Annotated in this window: 21 protein-coding genes and 1 pseudogene; 10 read left to right on the top strand and 12 right to left on the bottom strand. The window is 73.1% G+C overall.

All coding sequences use genetic code 11. From position 1 onward, the window contains the following. Window positions 1-641: 641 nt before the first annotated feature. On the top strand, window positions 642-1376 hold the full coding sequence (locus tag AC0B61_RS10565) for a GNAT family N-acetyltransferase (protein ID WP_471740245.1): 735 nt from the start codon (window positions 642-644) through the stop codon (window positions 1374-1376). Between the two features lies 1 nt (window position 1377). Here the strand turns inward: AC0B61_RS10565 and AC0B61_RS10560 are convergent, their stop codons facing one another. Then, window positions 1378-1512, bottom strand: a complete 135-nt coding sequence (locus AC0B61_RS10560) for a hypothetical protein (RefSeq protein ID WP_471740427.1) — start codon at window positions 1510-1512, stop codon at window positions 1378-1380. A gap of 82 nt (window positions 1513-1594) precedes the next feature. Then, a pseudogene (locus tag AC0B61_RS10555) lies at window positions 1595-1912 on the bottom strand (ADP-ribosylglycohydrolase family protein); the annotation flags it as partial. Between the two features lie 109 nt (window positions 1913-2021). On the opposite strand from AC0B61_RS10555, the gene AC0B61_RS10550 reads away from it, so the two are divergent. Beyond that, entirely contained in the window at window positions 2022-3017 is a 996-nt protein-coding gene (locus tag AC0B61_RS10550; RefSeq protein WP_471740244.1) for a hypothetical protein, read from the top strand. Window positions 3018-3071: 54 nt separating this feature from the next. Here AC0B61_RS10550 and AC0B61_RS10545 read toward each other — a convergent pair whose 3' ends face one another. The 6 genes from AC0B61_RS10545 to AC0B61_RS10520 all read right to left on the bottom strand — a co-directional run bounded on the left by AC0B61_RS10545 (window position 3072) and on the right by AC0B61_RS10520 (window position 11021). After that, window positions 3072-3602 (bottom strand): ribonuclease, encoded by a 531-nt coding sequence (locus AC0B61_RS10545; RefSeq protein WP_471740243.1) that lies wholly within the window; start codon window positions 3600-3602, stop codon window positions 3072-3074. A gap of 269 nt (window positions 3603-3871) precedes the next feature. Further along, window positions 3872-6580 (bottom strand): pyruvate, phosphate dikinase, encoded by a 2709-nt coding sequence (gene ppdK, locus AC0B61_RS10540; protein ID WP_471740242.1) that lies wholly within the window; start codon window positions 6578-6580, stop codon window positions 3872-3874. Between the two features lie 564 nt (window positions 6581-7144). Further along, on the bottom strand, window positions 7145-8314 hold the full coding sequence (gene dusB / locus AC0B61_RS10535) for a tRNA dihydrouridine synthase DusB (RefSeq protein WP_471740241.1): 1170 nt from the start codon (window positions 8312-8314) through the stop codon (window positions 7145-7147). A 75-nt stretch (window positions 8315-8389) separates the two neighbouring features. After that, window positions 8390-9172 carry a DUF4097 family beta strand repeat-containing protein gene (locus AC0B61_RS10530; RefSeq protein ID WP_471740240.1) on the bottom strand — a complete coding sequence of 261 codons (783 nt, stop codon included), beginning with the start codon at window positions 9170-9172 and terminating at the stop codon, window positions 8390-8392. Window positions 9173-9174: 2 nt separating this feature from the next. Then, on the bottom strand, window positions 9175-9819 hold the full coding sequence (locus AC0B61_RS10525; RefSeq protein ID WP_471740239.1) for a response regulator: 645 nt from the start codon (window positions 9817-9819) through the stop codon (window positions 9175-9177). Next, window positions 9807-11021, bottom strand: coding sequence for a sensor histidine kinase (locus AC0B61_RS10520; RefSeq protein WP_471740238.1), 1215 nt, complete (start codon window positions 11019-11021; stop codon window positions 9807-9809). Before AC0B61_RS10520 ends, AC0B61_RS10525 begins: the two co-directional genes overlap by 13 nt. Window positions 11022-11156: 135 nt before the next feature. Here AC0B61_RS10520 and AC0B61_RS10515 point away from each other — a divergent pair, with 135 nt between their 5' ends. Further along, the gene (locus AC0B61_RS10515) at window positions 11157-11780 is read left to right on the top strand and encodes a hypothetical protein (RefSeq protein ID WP_471740237.1); all 624 of its coding nucleotides are present in this window, start codon (window positions 11157-11159) and stop codon (window positions 11778-11780) included. Continuing rightward, entirely contained in the window at window positions 11777-12250 is a 474-nt protein-coding gene (locus AC0B61_RS10510) for a hypothetical protein (RefSeq protein WP_471740236.1), read from the top strand. Before AC0B61_RS10515 ends, AC0B61_RS10510 begins: the two co-directional genes overlap by 4 nt. Window positions 12251-12256: 6 nt before the next feature. Here the strand turns inward: AC0B61_RS10510 and AC0B61_RS10505 are convergent, their stop codons facing one another. Further along, complete coding sequence (locus AC0B61_RS10505) at window positions 12257-13249, bottom strand: helix-turn-helix transcriptional regulator (protein WP_471740235.1); 993 nt, start codon at window positions 13247-13249, stop codon at window positions 12257-12259. A gap of 102 nt (window positions 13250-13351) precedes the next feature. Between AC0B61_RS10505 and AC0B61_RS10500 the strand changes: the two genes are divergently transcribed. Continuing rightward, window positions 13352-14839, top strand: a complete 1488-nt coding sequence (locus AC0B61_RS10500; RefSeq protein ID WP_471740234.1) for an MFS transporter — start codon at window positions 13352-13354, stop codon at window positions 14837-14839. 212 nt (window positions 14840-15051) lie between these two features. On the opposite strand, the gene AC0B61_RS10495 is transcribed toward AC0B61_RS10500, so the two are convergent. From AC0B61_RS10495 to AC0B61_RS10485, 3 genes are all read right to left on the bottom strand, one after another. After that, on the bottom strand, window positions 15052-15645 hold the full coding sequence (locus AC0B61_RS10495; protein WP_471740233.1) for an alpha/beta hydrolase: 594 nt from the start codon (window positions 15643-15645) through the stop codon (window positions 15052-15054). Between the two features lie 39 nt (window positions 15646-15684). Next, on the bottom strand, window positions 15685-16779 hold the full coding sequence (locus tag AC0B61_RS10490) for a serine hydrolase domain-containing protein (protein WP_471740420.1): 1095 nt from the start codon (window positions 16777-16779) through the stop codon (window positions 15685-15687). A gap of 158 nt (window positions 16780-16937) precedes the next feature. After that, window positions 16938-17384, bottom strand: coding sequence for an Lrp/AsnC family transcriptional regulator (locus AC0B61_RS10485; protein ID WP_471740232.1), 447 nt, complete (start codon window positions 17382-17384; stop codon window positions 16938-16940). A gap of 93 nt (window positions 17385-17477) precedes the next feature. Between AC0B61_RS10485 and AC0B61_RS10480 the strand changes: the two genes are divergently transcribed. From AC0B61_RS10480 to AC0B61_RS10460, 5 genes are all read left to right on the top strand, one after another. Continuing rightward, entirely contained in the window at window positions 17478-18293 is an 816-nt protein-coding gene (locus AC0B61_RS10480) for an LLM class flavin-dependent oxidoreductase (RefSeq protein ID WP_471740231.1), read from the top strand. Beyond that, entirely contained in the window at window positions 18290-18727 is a 438-nt protein-coding gene (locus AC0B61_RS10475) for a nucleoside deaminase (RefSeq protein WP_471740230.1), read from the top strand. Before AC0B61_RS10480 ends, AC0B61_RS10475 begins: the two co-directional genes overlap by 4 nt. A 128-nt stretch (window positions 18728-18855) precedes the next feature. Then, on the top strand, window positions 18856-19320 hold the full coding sequence (locus AC0B61_RS10470) for a DoxX family protein (RefSeq protein ID WP_471740229.1): 465 nt from the start codon (window positions 18856-18858) through the stop codon (window positions 19318-19320). Window positions 19321-19437: 117 nt separating this feature from the next. Then, a complete protein-coding gene (locus AC0B61_RS10465) occupies window positions 19438-20550 on the top strand; it encodes a threonine aldolase family protein (RefSeq protein WP_471740228.1) in 1113 nt (370 codons plus the stop codon). A gap of 61 nt (window positions 20551-20611) precedes the next feature. Then, the gene (locus AC0B61_RS10460) at window positions 20612-21208 is read left to right on the top strand and encodes an NADAR family protein (protein WP_471740227.1); all 597 of its coding nucleotides are present in this window, start codon (window positions 20612-20614) and stop codon (window positions 21206-21208) included. Window position 21209 lies beyond the last annotated feature (1 nt).

Genomic DNA, 21209 nt, shown 5'->3' with positions numbered 1-21209 from the left:
CACCCAACCCCGTTCCCTGCTCGTCCCGGCCGACCGGCTTCTCGACTTGTGCAGCGTGCCGGGCGCCGCCGGAATTCCCGCCACGCCGGACGAGCCGTCCGGCGGCCGCCTCCGCAGCCTCCGGACCATGATCGCACCCGGCGGCGAAGTGCCTGGTCACAGGCCCGAGCGGACTCGGTCCCGGACCCTGCGAAACGGCCCGCGCGGCCATTCGCGTGCCGCGAAGTGACGCACCGCCTTCTGGCGGGTATCGTCCTCTCGCTGCCTCGCATCGTCGCGTCGTCGTCACGTCGTTCGTCACGTCGTCGGCCACGTCCCGGTCCGGTGCTCGGCCAGTCACCCACGACGCACCTTGCCTTCACCTGGCCGCCTGCTTCCCTTCGCGCTCTCGTTTCCTCCTCGGCCATTTCGCGGACGCACACTGTCCCCTCGCTCTTCCCGCCGGACCGGTCCGAGGATCCGTGTCCGTTCCGGCACCCGCGCCGCCCGTTCCGGGCCGCCGCCCCCCGCCCAGCCCGACCGGACCTCCGGCGTGCGCGGCCACCCGGCGGACGGATCCGGACCGGGGCGAAGTCCCCGCACCCCGTGCCGCACCACCGGCATGGGAGGCACCCTCCGACCGATGAAGGACCGAAGGTTCCGTGCCCGTACCTGTCATCCTCACCGGCCGCACCGTGCGGCTGGAGCCCCTCGCCGCGCACCACGCCGAGGCCATCGCCAAGGCCGGCGCCGAGGACCGTACGACTTACGCCTTCACCCCCGTCCCCCACGGCCTGGAAGCGGCCCGCGACTACATCGCGCGGGCCCTCGCCGACCAGGCCGCAGGACGGTCGCTGCCGTTCGCGACGGTGAACGTCGCCGACGGCCGGGTGGTCGGCTCGACCCGGTTCCTCGAACTGGACTACTGGCGGGGCCCGATGGTGTGGCCGCCGGTGCCCGGCGTGCCGTTCGGCGATCCGGCCACGGCCGTCCCGGACGCCGCCGAGATCGGCAACACCTGGCTCTCGCCGCGCGCCCAGGGCACCGGCATCAACACCGAGGCCAAGCTGCTGATGCTGCGCCACGCCTTCGAGACCTGGGGCGTGCAGCGGATCTCGCTGCGCGCGGACGCCCGCAACCAGCGCTCGCGCGCCGCCATCGAGCGGCTGGGAGCGACGGCCGAGGGCGTGCGCCGGGCCCACTCGCGCGGCCTGGACGGGGTGGTGCGCTCCACCGCGTTCTACTCGATCCTCGACGACGAATGGCCGGCCGTCCGGGACATCATCGAGCTGCGGATCGCCGCCGCCACCTCGCCGAGCGCCCCGGATCCGGCGATCAACCAGGAGTGCCTTAGACAGGGCGGCAGCGGCGCCGGGCAGCTGATGACCACGGTCTGAGCTACGACCGGTCGCCGTCCCCGGCCAGCCGGCGGAGAAGGGCTTCGGGGACCTGGTGTCCGCCCGTGTAGTGCTCGGGGTGCGCCTCGACCAGCGCGGACACGGGCCGCCAGCCGCCGCCCTTCACCGGGGCCACCCGGACGTTCCAGACCGCCCGGCCCGTCCAGCCGCGGTGCAGGTGCAGGACGCCCTCCGAGGTGTGGAACTCCGGCGGCCAGCCGCTTCGCGTCGCCGCCCTCGCGGACCAGCCGCAGCATCCGGTTGGCGGCCGGGCCGTAGCCGCGGTCGAAGTCGTGGCGGCGGGCGAAGGCGTGGGTGAGGTCGAAGGTGTCGATCGCGCCGCGCTCGGTGTGCGCGGCGTACACCGAGCAGGCCATCTCGGTGTCGTCGGTCCACGGCCACGGGCCGGGCGGGTCGGTGCGGGCGGCGAGGTGGGTACGGGCCGTCCCGGGGACGAAGAACTGGGCGCCGAGGGCGTCGCCGACGGAGAGGCCCTGGAGCGCGTCGAGCGCGGGGCCCGGGTGTGGAGTCGTCATGTGGGCACCAGCTCAGCCGCTCGGCCGCCGGTTCGTCAACACGTTTGCCGGTGAGCCCCCGACGGGGGATGTTCCGCATACACCCGATCCGGGCGGGCAGCACCCTGGCATGACCCGCGCGAACCCGCTCGACCCGGTCGCCCTGCTCGGCGCCGACCAGCAGCACATCGCCACCCGGGCGCAGCTGCGCCGGCTCGGGGTGCCCTCCGGCACCATCGCTCACCGGCTGCGCCCGGCCGGGCCCTGGCGGCAGGTGCTGCCCCGGGTGATCTGCCTGCAGAACGGGATGTTGACGGCCCATCAGCGGCTGCGGGCCGCACTGGCGTACGCGAGCCCGAAGGGGCGTGAGCCGCGCGCCGGGGAGGTGCTGCTGACCGGCTTCGCGGTGCTGTCCGACGCCGGGCTGCCGAGCGCCGGGCACCCCGCCGACCTCGACGCGGTGGACGTCCTGATCCCGCACCAACGCCGCGTCGGAGAGCGGGAGTTCGTCCGGATCCACCGGTCGGCGGGGGCGATGCCGGGCGGGTTCGAGCGGGACGACGGGCTGTGGAGCACCACGGTCGCGCGGGCCCTGGCGGACCTCGCGCCACGGGAGAGCGGGCAGCGCCGGTTCCGGGCGCTGTGCGCGGAGGCCGTCCAGCGGCGGCACTGCGAACTGGGCGAACTGCTCGACCAGTTGCTGACCAGGCCCGGCGCGCTCGGGCAGCCGCACGTGGCCCGGGTGGTGGAGGACCTGACCGCCGGGGTGCGCTCGGTGGTCGAGGGCGAGGCCCGCGAACTGCTGGCGCACGCGGGCCTGCCCGAACCGCTGTGGAACCCGGTGCTCTTCCTCGACGGCCGCTTCCTCGCCGTCCCGGACGCCTACTGGCCGCACGCCGGCGTGGCGCTGGAGATCGACTCGCGGGCCTGGCACCTGCGCCCGGCCGAGCACGAACGCGGCCTGTCCCGTGCCAACCGGTTCACCGCCGCGGGCCTCCCGGTGGTCCGCACCACGCCGGTCCAGCTCCGCCGCGATCCGGCGCCGGTCCTGCACGAGCTGACCGCCCTGGTGACCACCGGCCCGCACGGCCCGCACGCCCGGATCACCTGGCGCCGGGCGCGGTGAGCGCGCCCCGCGTACGGCGGCCGAGGCTGGCGGCCGGGGCCGCACGGCGGGGGCTCAGCAGCGGGGGTCGATCTCCTGGAAGGTGACGTAGTGGTCCGCGGACCAGTACTGCTCGCCGGAGTCGCCGGTGACCACCCGACGGGTGCCGCGGTCGTTCGAGCCCGGGGTGAGCACGGTGTACTCGTGGTAGTAGCCGCCGGCCTTCCGGGGGAGGCGGCTCTCGCGGTTCTCGAAGACGATGCCGTCGCGGTTGTAGGGGTAGGGGCCGCCCTTGGCGATCAGGCCGATGGTGTCCTGGGCCTGGCTGGGGAGCTTGGTGCGGCAGACGTCGGCCAGTGCGGGGTCGGCCGGGGTCCAGGTGCCGGCCGGGGCGGACGGGCCGCCGCTCGGCGGGGACGGCTTGGGGGCCGACGGCTTTGGCGCCGAGGAGCCGGACGTCGAGGGGCCTGCGGTGGCGGCCGCCGTGGGGCTCGCGGCGGCCTTGGGGTGGCTGCTCCCCTTGTTCGCGAGGAGGTACCCGGCCCCGGCCAGGACCGCCAGGATCAGCACGGCCACGACGACGAGCGGGTTTTTGCGACTGGTCATGCGCTCCAGCTTGGCAGGCGGCCGGGCCCGGGCCGGCGAGCCACCCGCGTGGTCACGGCCACACCCGCCCGTGCGCAGACGCACGGCCGGGCGCAGACGCACGTCCGTGGGAGGACGTACGGCCGGGCGGGGACGGACGCCGTTGTCCGTCCCCGCCCGGCCGTGTCACGTACGCCGGTTCTCCTGCGCCGAGCTCCGGTGTACGCCCTCCCGGTGGGAGGGAGCGGTCAGTCGTACCCGCGCGTGAGGGAGGGGATGCCTTCCCTCACTCAGCGCGAGTCGCTGCCCGCCGTCTCGATGGCGGCGCGGCCGGCCTCCAGGCGCGCCACCGGGATCCGGAAGGGGGAGCAGGAGACGTAGTCCAGCCCCACCTCGTGGAAGAAGTGGACCGAGTCCGGGTCGCCGCCGTGCTCGCCGCAGACGCCGAGCTTGAGGTCGGGGCGGGTGGCCCGGCCGGCCTCTACGGCGTGCTTGACCAGGGAGCCGACGCCGTCGCGGTCGATGGTCTCGAACGGGGAGACCCCGAAGATGCCCTTCTCCAGGTAGGCGGTGAAGAACGAGGCCTCCACGTCGTCCCGGGAGAAGCCCCAGACCGTCTGGGTGAGGTCGTTGGTGCCGAAGGAGAAGAACTCGGCGGCCTCGGCGATCTGGCCCGCGGTGACCGCGGCGCGCGGCAGCTCGATCATGGTGCCGAGCTTGATGTCCAGCTGGACGCCGGTGGACTGGGCGACCTCGGCGAGCACGCGCTCGCACTCGTCGCGGACCAGCTCCAGCTCCTGGACGGTGCCGACCAGCGGGATCATCACCTCGGGGCGCGGGTCTCCGCCGGCCAGCTTGCGCTCGGCTGCGGCCTCGGCGATGGCCCGGACCTGCATGCCGAACAGGCCGGGGATGACGAGGCCGAGGCGGACGCCGCGCAGGCCGAGCATCGGGTTCTGCTCGTGCAGCTTGTGCACCGCCTGGAGCAGGCGCAGGTCGTTCTCGTTCGGGTCCTTGCGGGCCTCGGCGAGGGCGACGCGCACCGACAGCTCGGTGATGTCCGGCAGGAACTCGTGCAGCGGCGGGTCGAGCAGCCGGACGGTGACCGGCAGGCCGTCCATCGCCTGGAAGAGCTCCAGGAAGTCGCCCTTCTGCATCGGCAGCAGCGTGGTGAGGGCGAGCTCGCGGTCCTTGTCGTTGTCCGCCAGGATCAGGTGCTCGACCTCCTTGCGGCGCTCCTCGCCGAGGAACATGTGCTCGGTGCGGCACAGGCCGATGCCCTGGGCGCCGTAGCGGCGGGCGCGCGAGCCGTCCTCGGCGTTGTCGGCGTTGGCGCGCACGGCGAGGCGGCGGCGGCCGTCGGCGTGCGACATCAGCCGGTGGACGGCCTGGACCAGCCCGCCCTGGACGTCGGCGCCGGCGTGCAGGGTGCCCTCGAAGTACTCGACCACGGGGGACGGCAGGACGGGTACCTCGCCGAGGTAGACCTTGCCGGTGGCGCCGTCGATCGAGACGACGTCGCCCTCGTGGATCACCTGGCCGCCGGCGGTGGTGAAGCGGCGGCCCTTGGTGTCGACCTCCAGCTCCTCGGCGCCGCAGACACAGGTCTTGCCCATGCCGCGGGCGACCACGGCCGCGTGGGAGGTCTTGCCGCCGCGCGAGGTGAGGATGCCCTCGGCGGCGATCATGCCGTCCAGGTCGTCCGGGTTGGTCTCGCGGCGGACCAGGATGACCTTCTCGCCGGAGCGGGACCACTTGACGGCGGTGTACGAGTCGAAGACGACCCTGCCGATCGCGGCGCCGGGCGAGGCGGCGAGGCCCCAGGCGATCTGCTGCGACTCGGCGTTGGGGGCGAAGCGCGGGAACATCAGCTGGGAGAGCTGGCCGCCGGTGACCCGCATCAGGGCCTCGTCCAGGTCGATCAGGCCCTGGTCGACCAGCTGGACGGCGATCCGGAAGGCGGCCGCGGCGGTGCGCTTGCCGACGCGGGTCTGCAGCATCCACAGCTTGCCGCGCTCGATGGTGAACTCGATGTCGCAGAGGTCGCGGTAGTGGGTCTCGAGCTTGTGCATGATCGCCATCAGCTCGTCGTACGACTTCTTGTCGAGCTTCTCCAGCTCGGCCAGCGGCAGGGTGTTGCGGATGCCGGCGACGACGTCCTCGCCCTGGGCGTTGGACAGGTAGTCGCCGTAGACGCCCTGGGTGCCCGTGGAGGGGTCGCGGGTGAAGGCGACGCCGGTGCCGGAGTCCTCGCCGAGGTTGCCGAAGACCATGCTGCAGACGTTGACCGCGGTGCCGAGGTCGTTCGGGATGCGCTCCTGGCGGCGGTACAGCCGGGCGCGGTCGCCGTTCCAGGAGTGGAAGACCGCGTGGATGGCGAGGTCCATCTGCTCGCGCGGGTCCTGCGGGAAGGCCCGGCCGGTCTCGCGCTCGACGATGCCCTTGAACACCTCGACGAGTGCCCGGAGGTCGGCGGCGTCCAGGTCGAGGTCGTTGACGGTGCCCTTGGCGTGCTTGGCCTCGTCCAGGGCCTCCTCGAACAGCTCGCCGTCGACGCCCAGCACGGTCTTGCCGAACATCTGGACCAGGCGGCGGTAGGAGTCCCAGGCGAAGCGCTCGTTGCCGGACTGGGCGACGAGGCCGACCACCGAGGCGTCGGAGAGGCCGATGTTGAGGACGGTGTCCATCATGCCGGGCATGGAGAACTTGGCGCCGGAGCGCACCGAGACCAGGAGGGGGTTGTCGGCCTGGCCGAGCTTCTTCCCCATCTCCTGCTCGAGGGCCTCCAGGTGGGCGCTGATCTCCTCGTGCAGGGAGGAGGGCTCGCTGCCGGTCTCCAGGAAGACCTTGCAGGCCTCGGTGGTGATGGTGAAGCCCGGCGGCACGGGGAGGCCCAGATTCGTCATCTCGGCCAGGTTCGCGCCCTTACCGCCAAGAAGATCCTTGAGGTCCTTGTTTCCTTCGGTGAAGGAGTAAACAAACTTCTGCTGGGACGGCACGGGTCGGTCTCCTCGTACGCGGTTGCCCTGACGCCGGAGAACATACCCATTTCGAAGGCTCTTCTCTGCCCTGAATAGGCCACCCGAGGCCGGTACCGAGAGGTAACCCGCTAGATCGAATGCACATAAAGGCGTTCACCTCTGTTGGTGAAATCGTCCGGCTGACGCTAGCAAGCCTTCAACTCTTGAAGGCAATGAAACCCGAAGATCACACGATTCGGACGCTGGGTAGCGGGCGTGGGTCCACCGCGTTGCCCCGGCTTGATTTCCTGCACCCCGATCGGCCGATCACCGGCCGGGCGGCTTCGGGAAGCGATCCACCACCGACCTGTCCATTTCGTCCACTGACCCGCCGTCAGCCGCCACCGCGTGTGGCAAGCGTCACCAGCGGATCTCACCGGCCGAACGTAGACCGCCTCCGCCGATCGTCGCACAGCGTCCAGGAACGTGCCCGTTCCGTGACGTTCGGCCGCCGAAAAGGAGCCCTCCTGTCCAGAATGGACAAGAGGGCTGCTACCTAGTGGCAGCCGGGCCGAGAAGGCCCGTTTTGCCGATCCGTACAGATCATCCGCCGGAGGTGTCCGATTCGGCATCAACACCCGGCCGGGCGCAGTCGTACGGATCGTCCAACCACCCCTCCGGCAGGACCACCCGGTTGTTGCCGCTGGTACGCCCCCGCGGGCCGTCCGCGCCGGCCGGCCAGCCCTGGGTCTGCTCGACCTCCGCGAGGGTTTCGGCCAGTTCGGCCAACGAGGAGGAGTTGGCGAGCCGCACCCGCAGCTCGGAGCCGACCGAGAAGCCCTTGGTGTACCAGGCGACGTGCTTGCGGAAGTCGATCACGCCGCGCGTCTCGTCGCCGATCCACTCGCCGAGCAGCTGCGCGTGGCGCACCATCGCCCGCGCCACGTAGCCGAAGTCGGGGCGGGCGTAGTCGACGTCGCCCTCGAAGATCGCGACCAGGTCCTTGAACAGCCACGGCCGGCCCAGGCAGCCGCGACCCACCACGACGCCGTCGCAGCCCGTCCCGCGCATCATCCGCAGCGCGTCGTCGGCCGACCAGATGTCCCCGTTGCCCAGCACCGGGACGTGCGCCGGCACGGCCTCGCGCAGCCGCGCGATCGCCGACCAGTCGGCCGTCCCGCCGTAGTGCTGGGCGGCGGTGCGCCCGTGCAGGGCGATCGCGGCCACGCCCTCCTCCGCGCCGATCCGGCCGGCGTCCAGGAAGGTGAGGTGGTCGTCGTCGATGCCCTTGCGCATCTTCATGGTCACCGGCAGGTCACCCGCGTTGGCGACGGCCTCGCGCAGGATCGCGCGGAGCAGATTGCGCTTGTACGGCAGCGCCGAGCCGCCCCCCTTGCGGGTCACCTTCGGGACGGGACAGCCGAAGTTGAGGTCGATGTGGTCGGCCAGGCCCTCGTCCGCGATCATCCGGGCGGCCTTGCCGACGGTCTGCGGGTCCACCCCGTACAACTGGATCGACCGCGGCTTCTCGCTCGGGTCGAACGTGATCAGCTGCATGGTCTTGGCGTTGCGCTCGACCAGCGCCCGGGTGGTGATCATCTCCGAGACGTACAGGCCCTTGCCGCCGCTCTGCTCGCGGCACAGGGTGCGGAACGGAGCGTTGGTGATGCCGGCCATCGGTGCCAGCACGACGGGTGGCCACACCCGGATCGGGCCGATGTCGAGCGGCGCGAACTCGGTGTCGGACGCGGTGGGTGCGGACGTGGCTGTCATGCGCGGCTGACCTCGGGTAAGGGGACGGGACTCTCCATTGTCCCCCACCCGGGTGAGCGGCTTCCGCGGGCCGGGCTACGACGGCTTGGACGGAGTGACGGAGATCGACCCCGAGGCGACCGAGACGTGGATGCGGTTCGGGCTGTCCGGGTCCGCCAGCTGCGGGTCGATCCCGCCGCTGCCGGAGCCGACCTCGCTGGAGAAGGCGTAGCGGCTGCTCCCCGGCAGGGTCATCGCCACCGACCCGGAGACGGCCCTGGTGGTCACCTCCTGCGGGGCGTTGGCGAAGTTCAGGTCCATCGCGCCCGAGGTGGTCTGCGCCTCCACCCGCCGCGCGCTCAGGTTGTCGCCCTGGATGTGCCCGGACGTGGCGTGCACGGACACGTCCCCGGAGGTGTCGGCCAGCAGCAGCTCGCCGGAGGTGAGGTCCAGCCGCACGCTCCCGCTCAGGCCCTCCAGCCGGACCGATCCGGAACCCACCGACCCCGACACCTCGGTCGAGGCCGGCACCTCCACCTCGATCTCGGCACCGCAGCCGAAGTCCACGACCGGCAGGACCTGCCGGCAGTGCATCCCGACGGTGACCAGGTCGCCGACGATGACGGTCGACACCACCGGCTTGCGCACCGTCCAGTCCAGTCGCTGGTGGACCACCACGTGGCCCTCCCGGCCGGGCCGCACCCGGACCGACGCGCTTCCGGTCTCCAGCCGCAGCCGGTGGACCGCGACGCCGTCGTACGACCGCGCCGTGCTCGTGTGCTGCTGCGCCACCACCGACCAGGCCTGCAGCGCGCCGCCGAGCACGACCAGGACGGTCACCAGCGTCCCGGTGACCTGCCAGGACTTCGCCACCCCCACGGTTACCCGACCTCCAGGAACCGCAGGACCGCCAGGACCCGGCGGTGGCTGTCCTCGGCCGGCGGCAGGTCGAGCTTGGTGAGGATCGAGTTGATGTGCTTGGCCACCGCGCTGTCGCTGACCACCAGCGACGCCGCGATCGCGGCGTTCGAGCGGCCCTCCGCCATCAGGCCGAGCACGTCCCGCTCGCGCGGGGTCAGCTTCTCCAGCGGATCCCGGTGGCGGCGCACCAGCAGCTGGGCGACCACCTCCGGATCCAGCGCGGTGCCGCCCTCGGCGACCCGCTGCAGCGCCTCGACGAAGTCGTCCACGTTGGCCACCCGCTGCTTGAGCAGGTAGCCGACCCCGCTGGTGTTGGTCGCCAGCAGGTCGGCGGCGTAGCGCTCCTCCACGAACTGGGAGAGCAGCAGGACGGCCGTCTCCGGCCACTGCCGGCGGATCACCATCGCGGCCTTCACGCCCTCGTCGTGGAAGCCCGGCGGCATCCGGACGTCGGCGACCACCACCTTCGGGCGGTGCTCCTCGACGGCGGCCAGCAGTTCGGTGGCGTCCCCGACGGCGGCCACGACCTCGAAGCCCACCGCCTCCAGGACCTTGACCAGGCCGACCCTCAGCAGGACCGAGTCCTCGGCGATCACAGCGCGCACGGCAACTCCACGGTGATGGTGGTGGGGCCCCCGAGGGGGCTGAGAACGGACAGCGTGCCGTCGACCGAGGCGGCGCGCTTGCGCAGACCGGTGAGCCCGGTGCCGCGCGAGGGGTCCGCACCGCCCACGCCGTCGTCGCTGATGACCAGGAGCAGCCGGCCGCCGGCCGTGCGCACCGAGAGGTCGACCCGGGCGGCCCGGGCGTGCTTGGCCACGTTGGTGAGCGCCTCGGAGACGGTGAAGTAGGCGACCGCCTCGACGGTCGGGGCGATCGGCTCGGTCAGATCGACGTCCAGGCGCACCGGCAGCGGGGCGCGGGCGGCGACGCCGGACAGCGCCGCGTCCAGGCCGCGGTCCTCCAGGACCGCCGGATGCAGGCCGCGGACCAGGTCGCGCAGCTCGTCGATGGCCGCCTGGGCCTCCTCGTGCGCGTCGACGATCACCTGCATGACCTCCGGAGGGACGTCCTTGAGGGTGCGCCGGGCCAGGCCCAGGTTCATCGCCAGCGAGGTGAGGCGCTGCTGGGCGCCGTCGTGCAGGTCGCGCTCGATCCGGCGGCGCTCGGTGTCCACCGCGTCGACCAGCCCGGCCCGGCTCTCCGCGATCTCCTCGACCCGCCGCTCCAGGGCCTCCGCCCGGTCCGGGCCGAGCAGCAGCCGCGCCGCCCGCACCTCCACCCAGGCCATCAGCGCCGCCGCCCACGGCAGCGCGACCAGCAGCAGCACCCCGGCGGCCGTCAGCCCGACGTCCAGCCCGGCCAGGTCCGAGCGCAGCGCGGTGCCGGCGGGCATCAGCCAGATCCAGCCGTACACGGTGGCCAGCACCAGGGCGGCGCCCCAGGCGTACACCACCCCCAGCGCGCCCGCCGCCAGCAGCGGTCCCACCAGCAGGTGGTGGAGGACCTGGCGCCAGGTCAGGCCCAGCAGCAGGATCCGGCGCCCGGCGAGCGGCCGCGGCGGCGGCACCTCCACCCCGTGCAGGGCGCGCAGGCGGCCGCGGTGCAGGGCGGTCAGCGGACGGGTGCAGACCAGGACGGCGGCGAGCACCGGGAAGAGCAGCTTGGACTCGGTGACGGCCAGCCAGACCGGCAGGGCCGGCGGGATCCCGGCGGCTATGAAGCGGGTGTCCCGCCAGGCGCCGGGCGACCACGGTGGGCGCCGGAGGCTCCTGACGAGCGCTCGGCGCAACGTGGTGGAGGACATGCCGGACAGCGTAGGGCCCGGTGATCACCGACCACCATGAAGGGGGGTGCCCGGTGGGGGTGTAGCCAGGTACACCCCCGATTCGGTCCGGAGGACCACCGACAGGAGGGGGTGTCCGGCGGAAAGCTTGCGGACATGACGAGCACCGCATCGCACTCCGCCACTCCGCCGCACGGGCGGCCCGTCCCCGGGAGCCACGGGGGTGTTCCCGGGGACGCGCTCCGCCCGGCGCCGGAGCCGGCGGGGGCGGCGCCCGTCGGAGGTGGGCCCTGGTCGGTCCGCAGCGTCGGATCCGGCCGCGGCCGGGTCGCGCTGGAGCTGTACCAGCACGGCGAGTTGGCCGACGTCCTGGTCGCCGCCCGGCTCACCCCGCAGCTGCTGCGCGGGGCTCGGCGCAGCCCGGCCGTCGGGCGGGCCTGGCAGGTGCTCGCCTGGGGCCGGCTGGCGGCCGACGGTACGGCGCCCTCGGTGGTGTTCACCGGGCGGCGGCCGTTGCGGGCGGCGCTGCCGTTCCGGTCGGGGTGGTCGGGCGGGGCGGTGCTGCCGTTCCGGTCCAGCCGGTCCGGCCGGTCCGGCCGACCCGCCGTCGCGGCCGAACTGGCCACGGTGGCCGGGGAGTTCTGGCTCGCCTGGGCCGAAGGGCCGTTCGACGCGGTGCTGGTCGAACACCCGGCAGGCGGGCCTGCCGAGCGGCTGCCGCTGGAGCGGGTCCGGGTCCGGGTCCGGGTCCGGGAGCACCGCGCCGGGGGCGCCGCATGAGCACCGTCGCCCTCTCCGCCCGCACCGTGCCGGCCGCCCGCACTCTCCTGTCCGCCCGCTCCATGCCTGCGTTCGTCCTGCCCGAGCGCTTCGCCCGGGTGCCGGCCATGGCGGCGGTCGCCCTGCTGCCCTGGCTGGCGATCCTGGCCGTCAACCACGAAACCCCGTGGGTGGTACTCGACCTGATCGAGTTCTCCGCCCTGCTCTCGCTGGACGCGGGGCTGCGCCGGCGCAGCCCCGCCGCACTGTGGGCGGGCGCCGCCGCGGCCCTGCTGCTCACCGGGGACGCGCTGGCCGACATCGCCCTCGCCGGCCCGGGCCACGCGGTGCTCGCGGCGCTGGTCATGGCGGCCTGCATCGAGCTGCCGCTCGCGGTCGTGTGCCTGCTGCTCGGGCGGGACGCGGCTACCGGGGCGGCTCCGGCTGGTCCGGCTGGTCCGGCTGGTCCGGCTGCGGCGGTTCCGGCGTAGGGCGGGTCAGGACACCTGGGCCGCGGTGGGCAGTTCGGCCATCAGCGCGCGGGTCTCCTCGTCCAGCGGGGTGTAGGTGATCATCCGGCTGCCGTGCCGGGGGCCGAGCCAGAAATTGGTGTACTCGCAGCTCAGCAGCCCGACGCCGGGCACCTGGAAGCGCTTGATGCCGTTGCCCGGCCGCATCACGTCGTGCCGCTGCCAGAGCTCCGCGAAGTCCGGCGAGGCCTTGAGCACCCGTGCCAGCAACGCCTTCCAGGCCGGCTCCGAACTGTGGTCGGCCATCGCCGCGCGGAACCGGGCGACCATGCCGAGGCGTTCGGTGCGGTAGTCGATCAGCACGTCGCGGAACCGCGACGGTGTGAACGCCATCCACATCAGGTTCCGGTCCTCGGGCGCCATCGCGGCGAGGTCGCCGACGATGCCGGTGTACTGCGCGTTGTACGCCAGCACGTCGTAGCGGGAGTTGACCACCACGGCCGGGTACGGGGCCATCTGCTCCAGCACCAGCCGCACGCCCGGGGTCACCGAGGGGCACTCCTTGACCGGTGCCGGATCGTCCGCGCCGGCCAGGGTGAACAGGTGCGCGCGTTCGCTCGGGTCCAGCAGCAGCGCCCGGGCCACCGCGTCCAGCACCTGGGCGGACACCTGGATGTCCCGGCCCTGCTCCAGCCACGTGTACCAGGTCACCCCGACCGCGGCGAGCTGCGCGACCTCCTCCCGGCGCAGCCCCGGCGTCCGGCGGCGGCCGGTCAACGGCAGGCCCACCTGCTCGGGCGCGATGCGCTCGCGGCGGCTGCGCAGGAACGCCGCCAGCTCGTGCCGGCGGGCGTCGTCGGGGGTGACCGGGTGCTGGCCGGCCGCACCGGTGCGGCCCTGCGCGGCGGGAGCCGTACGGGCGTGGGGGGCGGCGGCCGTACGGGCGTGGGGGGCGGCGGCCGTGCGGGCTTGCGGGGTGGAAGCCGTACGGGCTTGCGCGGCGGGGGTGGCGAGGCTCATGCTCCCCAGCATGCGGCAGCCGTCAGCCTGTTGCCAGGTACTTCTTATACCTGGATAACCACACTCTGGTACCAGGGTAAGGCGCGGCGGATCGTATGACCCGTGACCCAACAACTCGCCGTCGCTCCCACCCCGAGCCGCACCGCCACCGCCCCCGGCACCGCGGCCCCCCACACCTCCTCCACCGGCACCCCCACCACCGGCACTCCCGCCGCCCTCGGCACCGCGGGGCTGGTCACCGTCCTGCTCGGGGCCTTCCTGCCGATGCTCGACTTCTTCATCGTCAACGTCGCCCTGCCCACCATCGACAAGGACCTGGCCGCCGGGCCCGCCGTCCTCGAACTGGTCGCCGCCGGCTACGGCATCGCCTTCGCCGTGCTGCTCGTCCTCGGCGGCCGCCTCGGCGACATCTTCGGCCGCCGCCGGCTGTTCGTCGCCGGCGCCGTCACCTTCGCCCTCACCTCGCTGGCCTGCGGCCTCGCCCCCGACGCGTGGTCCCTGGTCGCCGCCCGGGCCGCCCAAGGCGCCTCGGCCGCACTGCTGATCCCGCAGGTACTGGGCACCATCACCGCCGCCACCGACGGCGCCCGGCGCGGCCGCGCACTCAGCGTCTACGGCGCGGTCGGCGGCATCGCGGTCGTGATCGGGCAGGTGCTCGGCGGGATGCTGGTCGCCGCCGACCTGTTCGGCACCGGCTGGCGCTCCGTGTTCCTGCTCAACGTGCCGTTCGCGCTGCTCGCCGTGGTGATGGCGGTCCGCTTCGTCCCGGAGAGCCGCGCCCCGCAGGCCGCCCGGGTCGACGTGCCCGGCACCGCCCTGCTCACCGCCACCCTGCTCGCCCTGCTCATCCCGCTGATGGAGGGCCGCGCCGCCGGCTGGCCGCTCTGGTCCTGGGTGCTGCTCGGGCTGTTCCCCGTCCTGGCCGCCGCCTTCGCCGTCGTCGAGCGGCGCGCCGAGCAGCGCGGGGACACCCCGCTGGTGCCGCCGAGCCTGCTGCGCATCCCGGAGATGCGGCGCGGACTCGGCATCGCCCTCCCCTACTTCGCGGGCTTCGGCGGCTTCATGTTCGTCATCGCGGTCGCCCTGCAGCAGGGCCTGAAGCTCGGCCCGGTCGCGGCCGGCTGGGCACTCGTCCCGATGGCCGTCGGCTACTTCAGCGCCTCGCTCGCCGGCCCGCGCCTGATCGGCCGCTGGGGCAGCCGGGTGCTCAGCGCCGGCGCCGTCGTCCAGGCCGCCGGCCTCACCACCCTCGCCGTGACCGTGCTCGCCTCCGGTGCGCACTTCTCCCCGCTGCGGATGGCCCCGGGCGTCGCCCTCGCGGGCATCGGGCAGGGCCTGATCGGCACCCCGCTGTTCCGGGTCGTCCTCGCCAAGGTGCCCGCCGCGCGGGCCGGCGTCGGCAGCGGCGTCCTCGCCACCGGCCAGCAGTCCAGCCTCGCCCTGGGCGTCGCCACCCTCGGCAGCCTGTACCTGGCGCTCGCGCCCGGCCTCGGCATGGACCGGGCGCTCGCCCTCTGCCTGGGCATCCAGCTCCTCGGCTCGTTCACCATCTTCTACCTGACCACCCGGCTCCCCCGGTCCATCGGCTGACCGACCGGGCCTGCGGGCCCACCGGCGACGGCAACGGCCCCGCGATCGCACGTCGATCGCGGGGCCGTCGGCGTCGCGCCCGGATTCCCGCCGGCCAACTCCGGCAACTCCGGCAGCTCACAGGCGAGTCGGCCGACCGGGTCGCGGCCGGCAGGCGCATCGGCATCACCCGCATCGGCCGGCCGAGCTGCGGGCGGAACGGCCGCGGACGCTCAGTGGGCTTCCAGCGAGCCGACGAAGCGGTCCAGACGGGAGACGACCTGCCGCAGGACGTCGATCGAACCGAGTGCGTCGTCCGGGATTTCGAGGCCGTGGTGGGCGAACGGCACTTCCAGGACCTCGTGGCCGGTCGACGCGGCGATCCGGCCGTCCCACATCCCGTCGGCGGTGCCGCCGACGAGGAGCGTGGGTGCCGTGGTGCGGCGGAGGGAGCGGGCGACCTGCTCGAAGGTCAGGGCGGGAGTGAGCCAGGCTGCGGCGAGGTTCCGGTCGGCGGCGAGGCCGCCGGCGAAGGAGGCCAGGGACTTGCCGACGAGCAGGCGGCAGGCGCCGCCCTCGGCGTCGACGGCTTCGGTGACCTGCCGCTCGACCCAGGCGATCCGCTCCTCCGGCTCGAACTCGCCGAATTCGTCCGGGATCTGCCACCACAGCTCCTGGACCGTCCAACCGTGCTGGAGGAGCACCGAGCGAGCGAAGTGGAGCAACGGCCTGGCCGGGGTGTACCCGACGCCCGGGATGACGAGCGCGACGCGGTCGGGGGCGCCTTCGAAGCGGGTGGGGATGGCGAGCGGGGAGGGTTTCGGCATGGCCGCAGGCTATCTGCGCGGTTTCCGGGGCGGCCCGGATCAGCGGCACAGGGCTGTGTCGACGACGGTTTCGAGGTGCCGGGTGACGTCGTAGTCGGTCGGGACGGTGGTCACCGCGATGTTGACAGCACGACCGTCGTCGGTGACACCGCCGCGGGTCTCGTACCCCGGGATGTCGCCGCCGTGCCCCCAGTAGACCCCGCCGCAGGAGAGCGGCCTGCTGAAGATCCCCAGCCCGGCGCCCGCACCGGTGTCCCCGACCGGGACGGTGGTGCGCATCTGGGCGAGTTGGGCCGGCGGGAGGAGGCGTCCGGCGAGCAGCGCGGCGAAGAACCGGTTGAGGTCGGAGTCGGTGGAGATCATCTGCCCGGCCGCCCAGCCCGCCGAGGGGTCCATCTCGGTGAAGTCGAGCAGCGGCCCGTCGGCGGAGTCCCTGCGGTAGCCCCTGGGGTGGGGCTCGCGGATGGTCCGGTCGCCCGCGGCGGGGAAGTAGGTGTGCCGCAGCCCGATTGCCCGGACGATGCGCCGGTCGATCTCCTCGGCGAGCGGCCGGCCGGTGACCTTCTGGACGATCAGTCCGGCCAGCACGTAATTGGTGCTGCTGTAGCTGAACTTGGGCTCGGTGGCGAGCTCGCGCTTCTGCCGGAAGGCGATGTCCAGGAGTTCGCGGGGCTCGAAGTACCGGTACCGGAGGGACGCTTCGTCGAGGAGTCCTTCGTAGTCGGGCAATCCGCTGGTGTGCTGCAGGAGTTGGCGGACGGTGATGAGCCCGCCGTCGATTCCCTCGCCGCGGACCAGGCCGGGAAGGTAGGTGTCGACCGAGGCGTCGAGGTCGACCTTCCCCTCCCCGACCAGCTGCAGGACGACGACGGCGGTGAAAGTCTTGGTGTTGCTGCCGATCCGCACCTGCCCGTCGACCGGCACCTTCGCCCCGCCGGCCAGGTCCCCCACTCCTGCGGTGTAGTGACGGGCCCGGCCGTCCCGGCCCTGCACCGTCGCCAGTGCGGCGGGCACTCCGTCCGTCCGCACCAGCGCGTCCAGCCCCTGCTGGACGGGGTTCGGCCTGGTGCCGGCCGTGGCGGTGGACGGCATCAGCGCACCGACGGCGATGGCGGCCGAGAGCGCGAGCGCCATGTGGCGGATCTTCCTACGCACGAGTCAACTCCTCTGCGATCGTCGGGAGTAGAACCTCCCTGGTGACGATCGCCAGTCTGGTCGCGCGGTTCGCAGGCGACCTCCCCCGATCGAGGGAGCGTCTTCGCCCACGGGTCAAAACCGGGCAGGCCCGCGGGTCAGGGCCGGGCGGGCCCGCGTGCGGGTAGCGTCCGGCTGTAGACGACGCTCGTGGTGGTGCTGCCGAAGCCGGCCAGCTCGTCCACGAGGGTTTCCAGGTGTTCCATGGAGGTCGCCGCCACCTTCAGGGTGTAGCAGTCGTCGCCGGTGGTGCGCAGGCATTCCAGGAGCTCCCGCCGCTCGGCGAGCATTCGGCGCAGCGGCTCGTGGCGGTTGCCGGGGTACTTCAGCCGGACGACGGCGAGCACCGGGTAGCCGACCTTGGCCAGGTCCACTGCGGCGTGGTAGCCGGTGATGACGCCCAGCGATTCCAGGTTCCGCACCCGTTCGGTGGTCGCCGACGGGCTGAGGCTCACTCGCCGCCCCAGCTCGCTGAGGGAGATGCGGGCCTCCTGTTGCAGCTGTTCGATGATCGCCCAGTCGGTGTCGTCAAGATTCACGGCCATGGCGCGATTTTACCGGGAGAACCACGGAAAACCACCGCTCGTGGCGGGAAGGCTCCGTTCCGTTCGCCATGATCACGGGGATAGCCTCGATGCATGCAATTTGGCGTCAACGTACCGAACTTCGGACCGGGAACCGACCCGGGTGTGCTGCGCGACTGGGCCCGGACCGTGGAGGGGCTCGGCTTCGACCTCCTCATGGTCTCGGACCATGTGGCGATCACCCCGGACGTGGCCCAGCGGTATCCGGAGCCGTTCTACGAGCCGTTCACCACGCTGTCCTGGCTGGCCGGAATCACCACCGGCCTGCGGCTGGGCACGACCGTGCTCATCCTGCCGTACCGGAACCCGCTGCTGGTGGCGCGGATGGCCGGCAGCCTCGACCGGCTCAGCGGCGGCCGGTTCGTCCTCGGGGTGGGGGTCGGCTGGGCCCGCCAGGAGTTCGACGCGCTCGGCGTGCCGTTCGGCGCGCGCGGCAGGCTGACCGACGAGTACCTGGGCACGCTGCGGGAGGCACGGCCCACGGACGGCGAAGGCGGAGCGGTACCGGTCTGGGTCGGCGGCCACAGCGAGGCGGCACTCCGGCGGACCGTCCGCTTCGGCGACGCCTGGCACCCCCTGCGGCTCCCCCTCGACCGGATGCGGTCCGTGCTGGCCGAACACCCGGTGCCCGGGTTCGCGCCCCGCATCGCCCTGCGGCTGACGACCACGCCGGTCGACGGTCCCGAGCGGCCGGCCGGCGTCGGCACCATCGATCAAGTCCTCGACGATCTCCGGCAGTTGCGCGATCTCGGCGCCGAGACCGTCGTGTTCGACCCCTACCACGGGGATCCGGAGGAGACCCGCCGGCCGCAGACGGCCTGGCAGGACCTCACCACCGTGGCCACCCAGTGGAAGGCAGCGACATCGTGATCACCGAAGCCGACGAGATGCTCCTGCGCCATGCCGTCGCCATCGCGGCCCGCGCGGTCGCCCTGGGCGACGCCCCCTACGGCTCCCTGCTGGCCGGCCCGGACGGCGAAATCCTCTCCGAGGCCCACAACACCGTGCGCCGCGACGACGACATCACCGCCCACCCCGAGCTGAAGCTCGCCCGCTGGGCGGCCCGCGAACTCGACCCGGACACGGCCGCGCGCACCACGATGTACACCAGTTGCCAACCGTGCGGGATGTGTGGCGGCGGCATCGTCCGGTCGGGCATCGGCCGGGTCGTGTACGCGCTGTCGACGGACCAACTCGTCGCCCTCAACCCCCAGTCGGGCGCCTGGCCGACAGTGGCGGAGGACGGACCGGCGCTGTACGCGGAGGCCCGCATCCCCATCGAGGCGTACTACCGGCCGCGTTGAGGGGTTCCGGGTCCGGGCCGCCCGCATCGAGGCGGTCAAAAAGAGTTTTTCTCCTGAGACCGATGAGTCCAGGCGGTGGCGGCGGTCAAACCCAGGAAAGCAACCACAGCCGACCAGGGAGACCTGAAATGTCCAGCACCGCCACCAGCCCCAGCACCGCCACCGCCACCGCCACCGCCACCGCCACCGCCTCCAGCTCCAGCTCCAGCTCCAGCTCCAGCAAGACCGTGATCCGGGTGGTCTGGGCGCTGCGGATCCTGCTCGCGCTCTTCTTCGCCGTGGCCAGCGCGCTGCCCAAGCTGCTCGCGCTCCCCGCCGCCACGACCGTCTTCGACGCCATCGGTGTGGGCCACTGGTTCATGTACCTGACCGGACTGGTGGAGTTGGCCGGAGCGGTCGGCCTGCTGGTCCGCCGGCTGGCCGGGCCGGCCGCGACGGCGCTGATCGTCTTCCTGGCGTTCGCGTTCGTCACCCAGCTCACCGCGATGCACGGCGAGAACGCCGGAACCCCGTTCATCTTCATGGTGCCGCTGGCCGTCATCGCCTGGAACCGGCGCGCCGAGACCGCCGAGCTGCTCGGCCGCCGGCGCTGACCCGATGCGCCCCGCCGCATCACCCCGCGCATTCCCGCCGCCTGGATCCCCGACCGCCCCGCCCTCCGTCGGGAAATGCAGTTGGTCCGACCTGGTCATCAGTCCGACAATCACCGGATGACCGATGACCAGAGCGAGTTCCACCGGCGCCGCGCGGCCCGCATGGCCTGCAAGCAGTTCCTCTCCGGCGACCGCATCATCAGCATCCGCGACCGCCTCACCCAACTCGCCGCCCTGGACGGGCTGGACGTCTGTCCCGACTTCTACGGCAGCGACGGTCCGGTACGGCAGTTGGAGGAGCGGACCGCCGCGCTGCTCGGGAAGGAGGACGCGGTCTTCTTCCCCACCGGCACCATGGCGCAGCAGGTCGCCCTCCGCTACCACGCGGAGCGCACCGGCAACCCGGCTGTCGCCCTGCACCCGCTCAGCCACATCGAGCGGCACGAGCGCCACGCCCACACCCAGCTCACCGGCCTGCGCGGCCTCTGGCCCACCACCGAGCACCGCCAGCCGACGCCGGCGGAACTCGCCGCGCTCGGGGAGCCGTTCGGCAGCCTGGTGGTCGAACTGCCGCTGCGCGACCCCGGTTACCTCCTCCCCAGCTGGGACGAACTGGCCGAACTCGTCGCCACGGCCCGCGAAGCCGGCGCCCGGGTGCACTTCGACGGTGCCCGCCTCTGGAACACCACGGTCCACTTCGGCAAGCGGCTCGACGAGATCTCCGCCCTCGCCGACAGCGTCTACGTCTCCTTCTACAAGGACCTGGGCGGCATGAGCGGGGCCGCCCTCGCCGGCGACGCCGCCCTCACCGCCCACGCCCGCACCTGGCGCCACCGCTACGGCGGCCAGCTCTTCCAGCAGTGGCCGGCCGCGCTCGCCGCCCTCCACGGCCTGGATGCCGTCCTTCCCCGCATCCCCGGGTACACCCGCCACGCCGCCACCCTCGCCCCCGCCCTGGCCGCGCTCCCCGGTGCCCGGCTGTACCCGGAGACGCCGCCCACCCACGAGTTCCAGCTCTGGCTCCCCCACCCGGCGAAGGCGTTGAACGCCGCCCACCTCGCGCTCGCCGAGCAGGAGGGCACCTGGTTCGTCTCCCACTGGAAGGACGCCGCCCCCGGCCTCGCCATGGCCGAGGTCAGCCTCGCCGGGCCGGCCGGGTCCTGGACGGCGGACGAGGTCACGGAGGTCGGGCTGCGTTTCCTCGCCCTGGCCGCCTCCCCGGCGGGGTGACCCGGAGCCCGGAACCCGAAACCCGTTAGGCCACCCCCAGGCTTTGTGTCACTATGACGATATGAGCGAGATGCACGTGGCGGACCCTGCCGCCGTCCGCAGCCGCGAGGAGCTGGCGGCGCTGATGGCGGACGGGGTGCACCCGAAGTGGGTGATGTTCTGGGGGCACACGGCGCGCAAGAGCGGCGGCACCCGGCAGGAGTGCCTGAGCCAGTGGTGGCCGGGCGAGTTCACCGTCGAGGGGGTGACGTACGCCTCCGCCGAACACTGGATGATGGCCGGCAAGGCCCGGATGTTCGGGGACGAGGCGATCGAGCAGCGGATGCTGGCCGCCCGGACGCCCGCCGAGGCGAAGCAGCTGGGCCGGCTGGTCAAGGGCTTCGACGACGAGACCTGGGCGGCGGGGCGGTTCGAGCTGGTCGTGGCGGGCAACGTCGCGAAGTTCGGGCAGGACGAGGCGCTGCGCGCGTACCTGCTGGGCACGGGCAGCCGGGTGCTGGTCGAGGCCAGCCCGGTGGACCGGATCTGGGGCATCGGGCTCGCGGCCGACGACATCCGGGCGCAGCGGCCCACCGAGTGGCGCGGGCTGAACCTGCTCGGCTTCGCGCTGATGGAGGCGCGGGCGCGGCTCAGCGCACGGGCCGACCTGAGCGTGTGAG

This window comes from Kitasatospora sp. NPDC023385, assembly GCF_055664045.1.
The sequence above is the reverse complement of the archived record's forward strand: the minus strand, read 5'-3'. Positions and strand labels throughout refer to the sequence as shown.

Coding starts and splice junctions, on each gene's coding strand:
- AC0B61_RS10550 (WP_471740244.1), top strand. CDS start 2,022: ATGACCCGCGCGAACCCGCTCGACCCGGTCGCCCTGCTCGGCGCCGAC.
- AC0B61_RS10545 (WP_471740243.1), bottom strand. CDS start 3,602: ATGACCAGTCGCAAAAACCCGCTCGTCGTCGTGGCCGTGCTGATCCTG.
- dusB (WP_471740241.1), bottom strand. CDS start 8,314: ATGACAGCCACGTCCGCACCCACCGCGTCCGACACCGAGTTCGCGCCG.
- AC0B61_RS10520 (WP_471740238.1), bottom strand. CDS start 11,021: ATGTCCTCCACCACGTTGCGCCGAGCGCTCGTCAGGAGCCTCCGGCGC.
- AC0B61_RS10515 (WP_471740237.1), top strand. CDS start 11,157: ATGACGAGCACCGCATCGCACTCCGCCACTCCGCCGCACGGGCGGCCC.
- AC0B61_RS10510 (WP_471740236.1), top strand. CDS start 11,777: ATGAGCACCGTCGCCCTCTCCGCCCGCACCGTGCCGGCCGCCCGCACT.
- AC0B61_RS10505 (WP_471740235.1), bottom strand. CDS start 13,249: ATGAGCCTCGCCACCCCCGCCGCGCAAGCCCGTACGGCTTCCACCCCG.
- AC0B61_RS10495 (WP_471740233.1), bottom strand. CDS start 15,645: ATGCCGAAACCCTCCCCGCTCGCCATCCCCACCCGCTTCGAAGGCGCC.
- AC0B61_RS10490 (WP_471740420.1), bottom strand. CDS start 16,779: ATGGCGCTCGCGCTCTCGGCCGCCATCGCCGTCGGTGCGCTGATGCCG.
- AC0B61_RS10485 (WP_471740232.1), bottom strand. CDS start 17,384: ATGGCCGTGAATCTTGACGACACCGACTGGGCGATCATCGAACAGCTG.
- AC0B61_RS10480 (WP_471740231.1), top strand. CDS start 17,478: ATGCAATTTGGCGTCAACGTACCGAACTTCGGACCGGGAACCGACCCG.
- AC0B61_RS10470 (WP_471740229.1), top strand. CDS start 18,856: ATGTCCAGCACCGCCACCAGCCCCAGCACCGCCACCGCCACCGCCACC.
- AC0B61_RS10465 (WP_471740228.1), top strand. CDS start 19,438: ATGACCGATGACCAGAGCGAGTTCCACCGGCGCCGCGCGGCCCGCATG.
- AC0B61_RS10460 (WP_471740227.1), top strand. CDS start 20,612: ATGAGCGAGATGCACGTGGCGGACCCTGCCGCCGTCCGCAGCCGCGAG.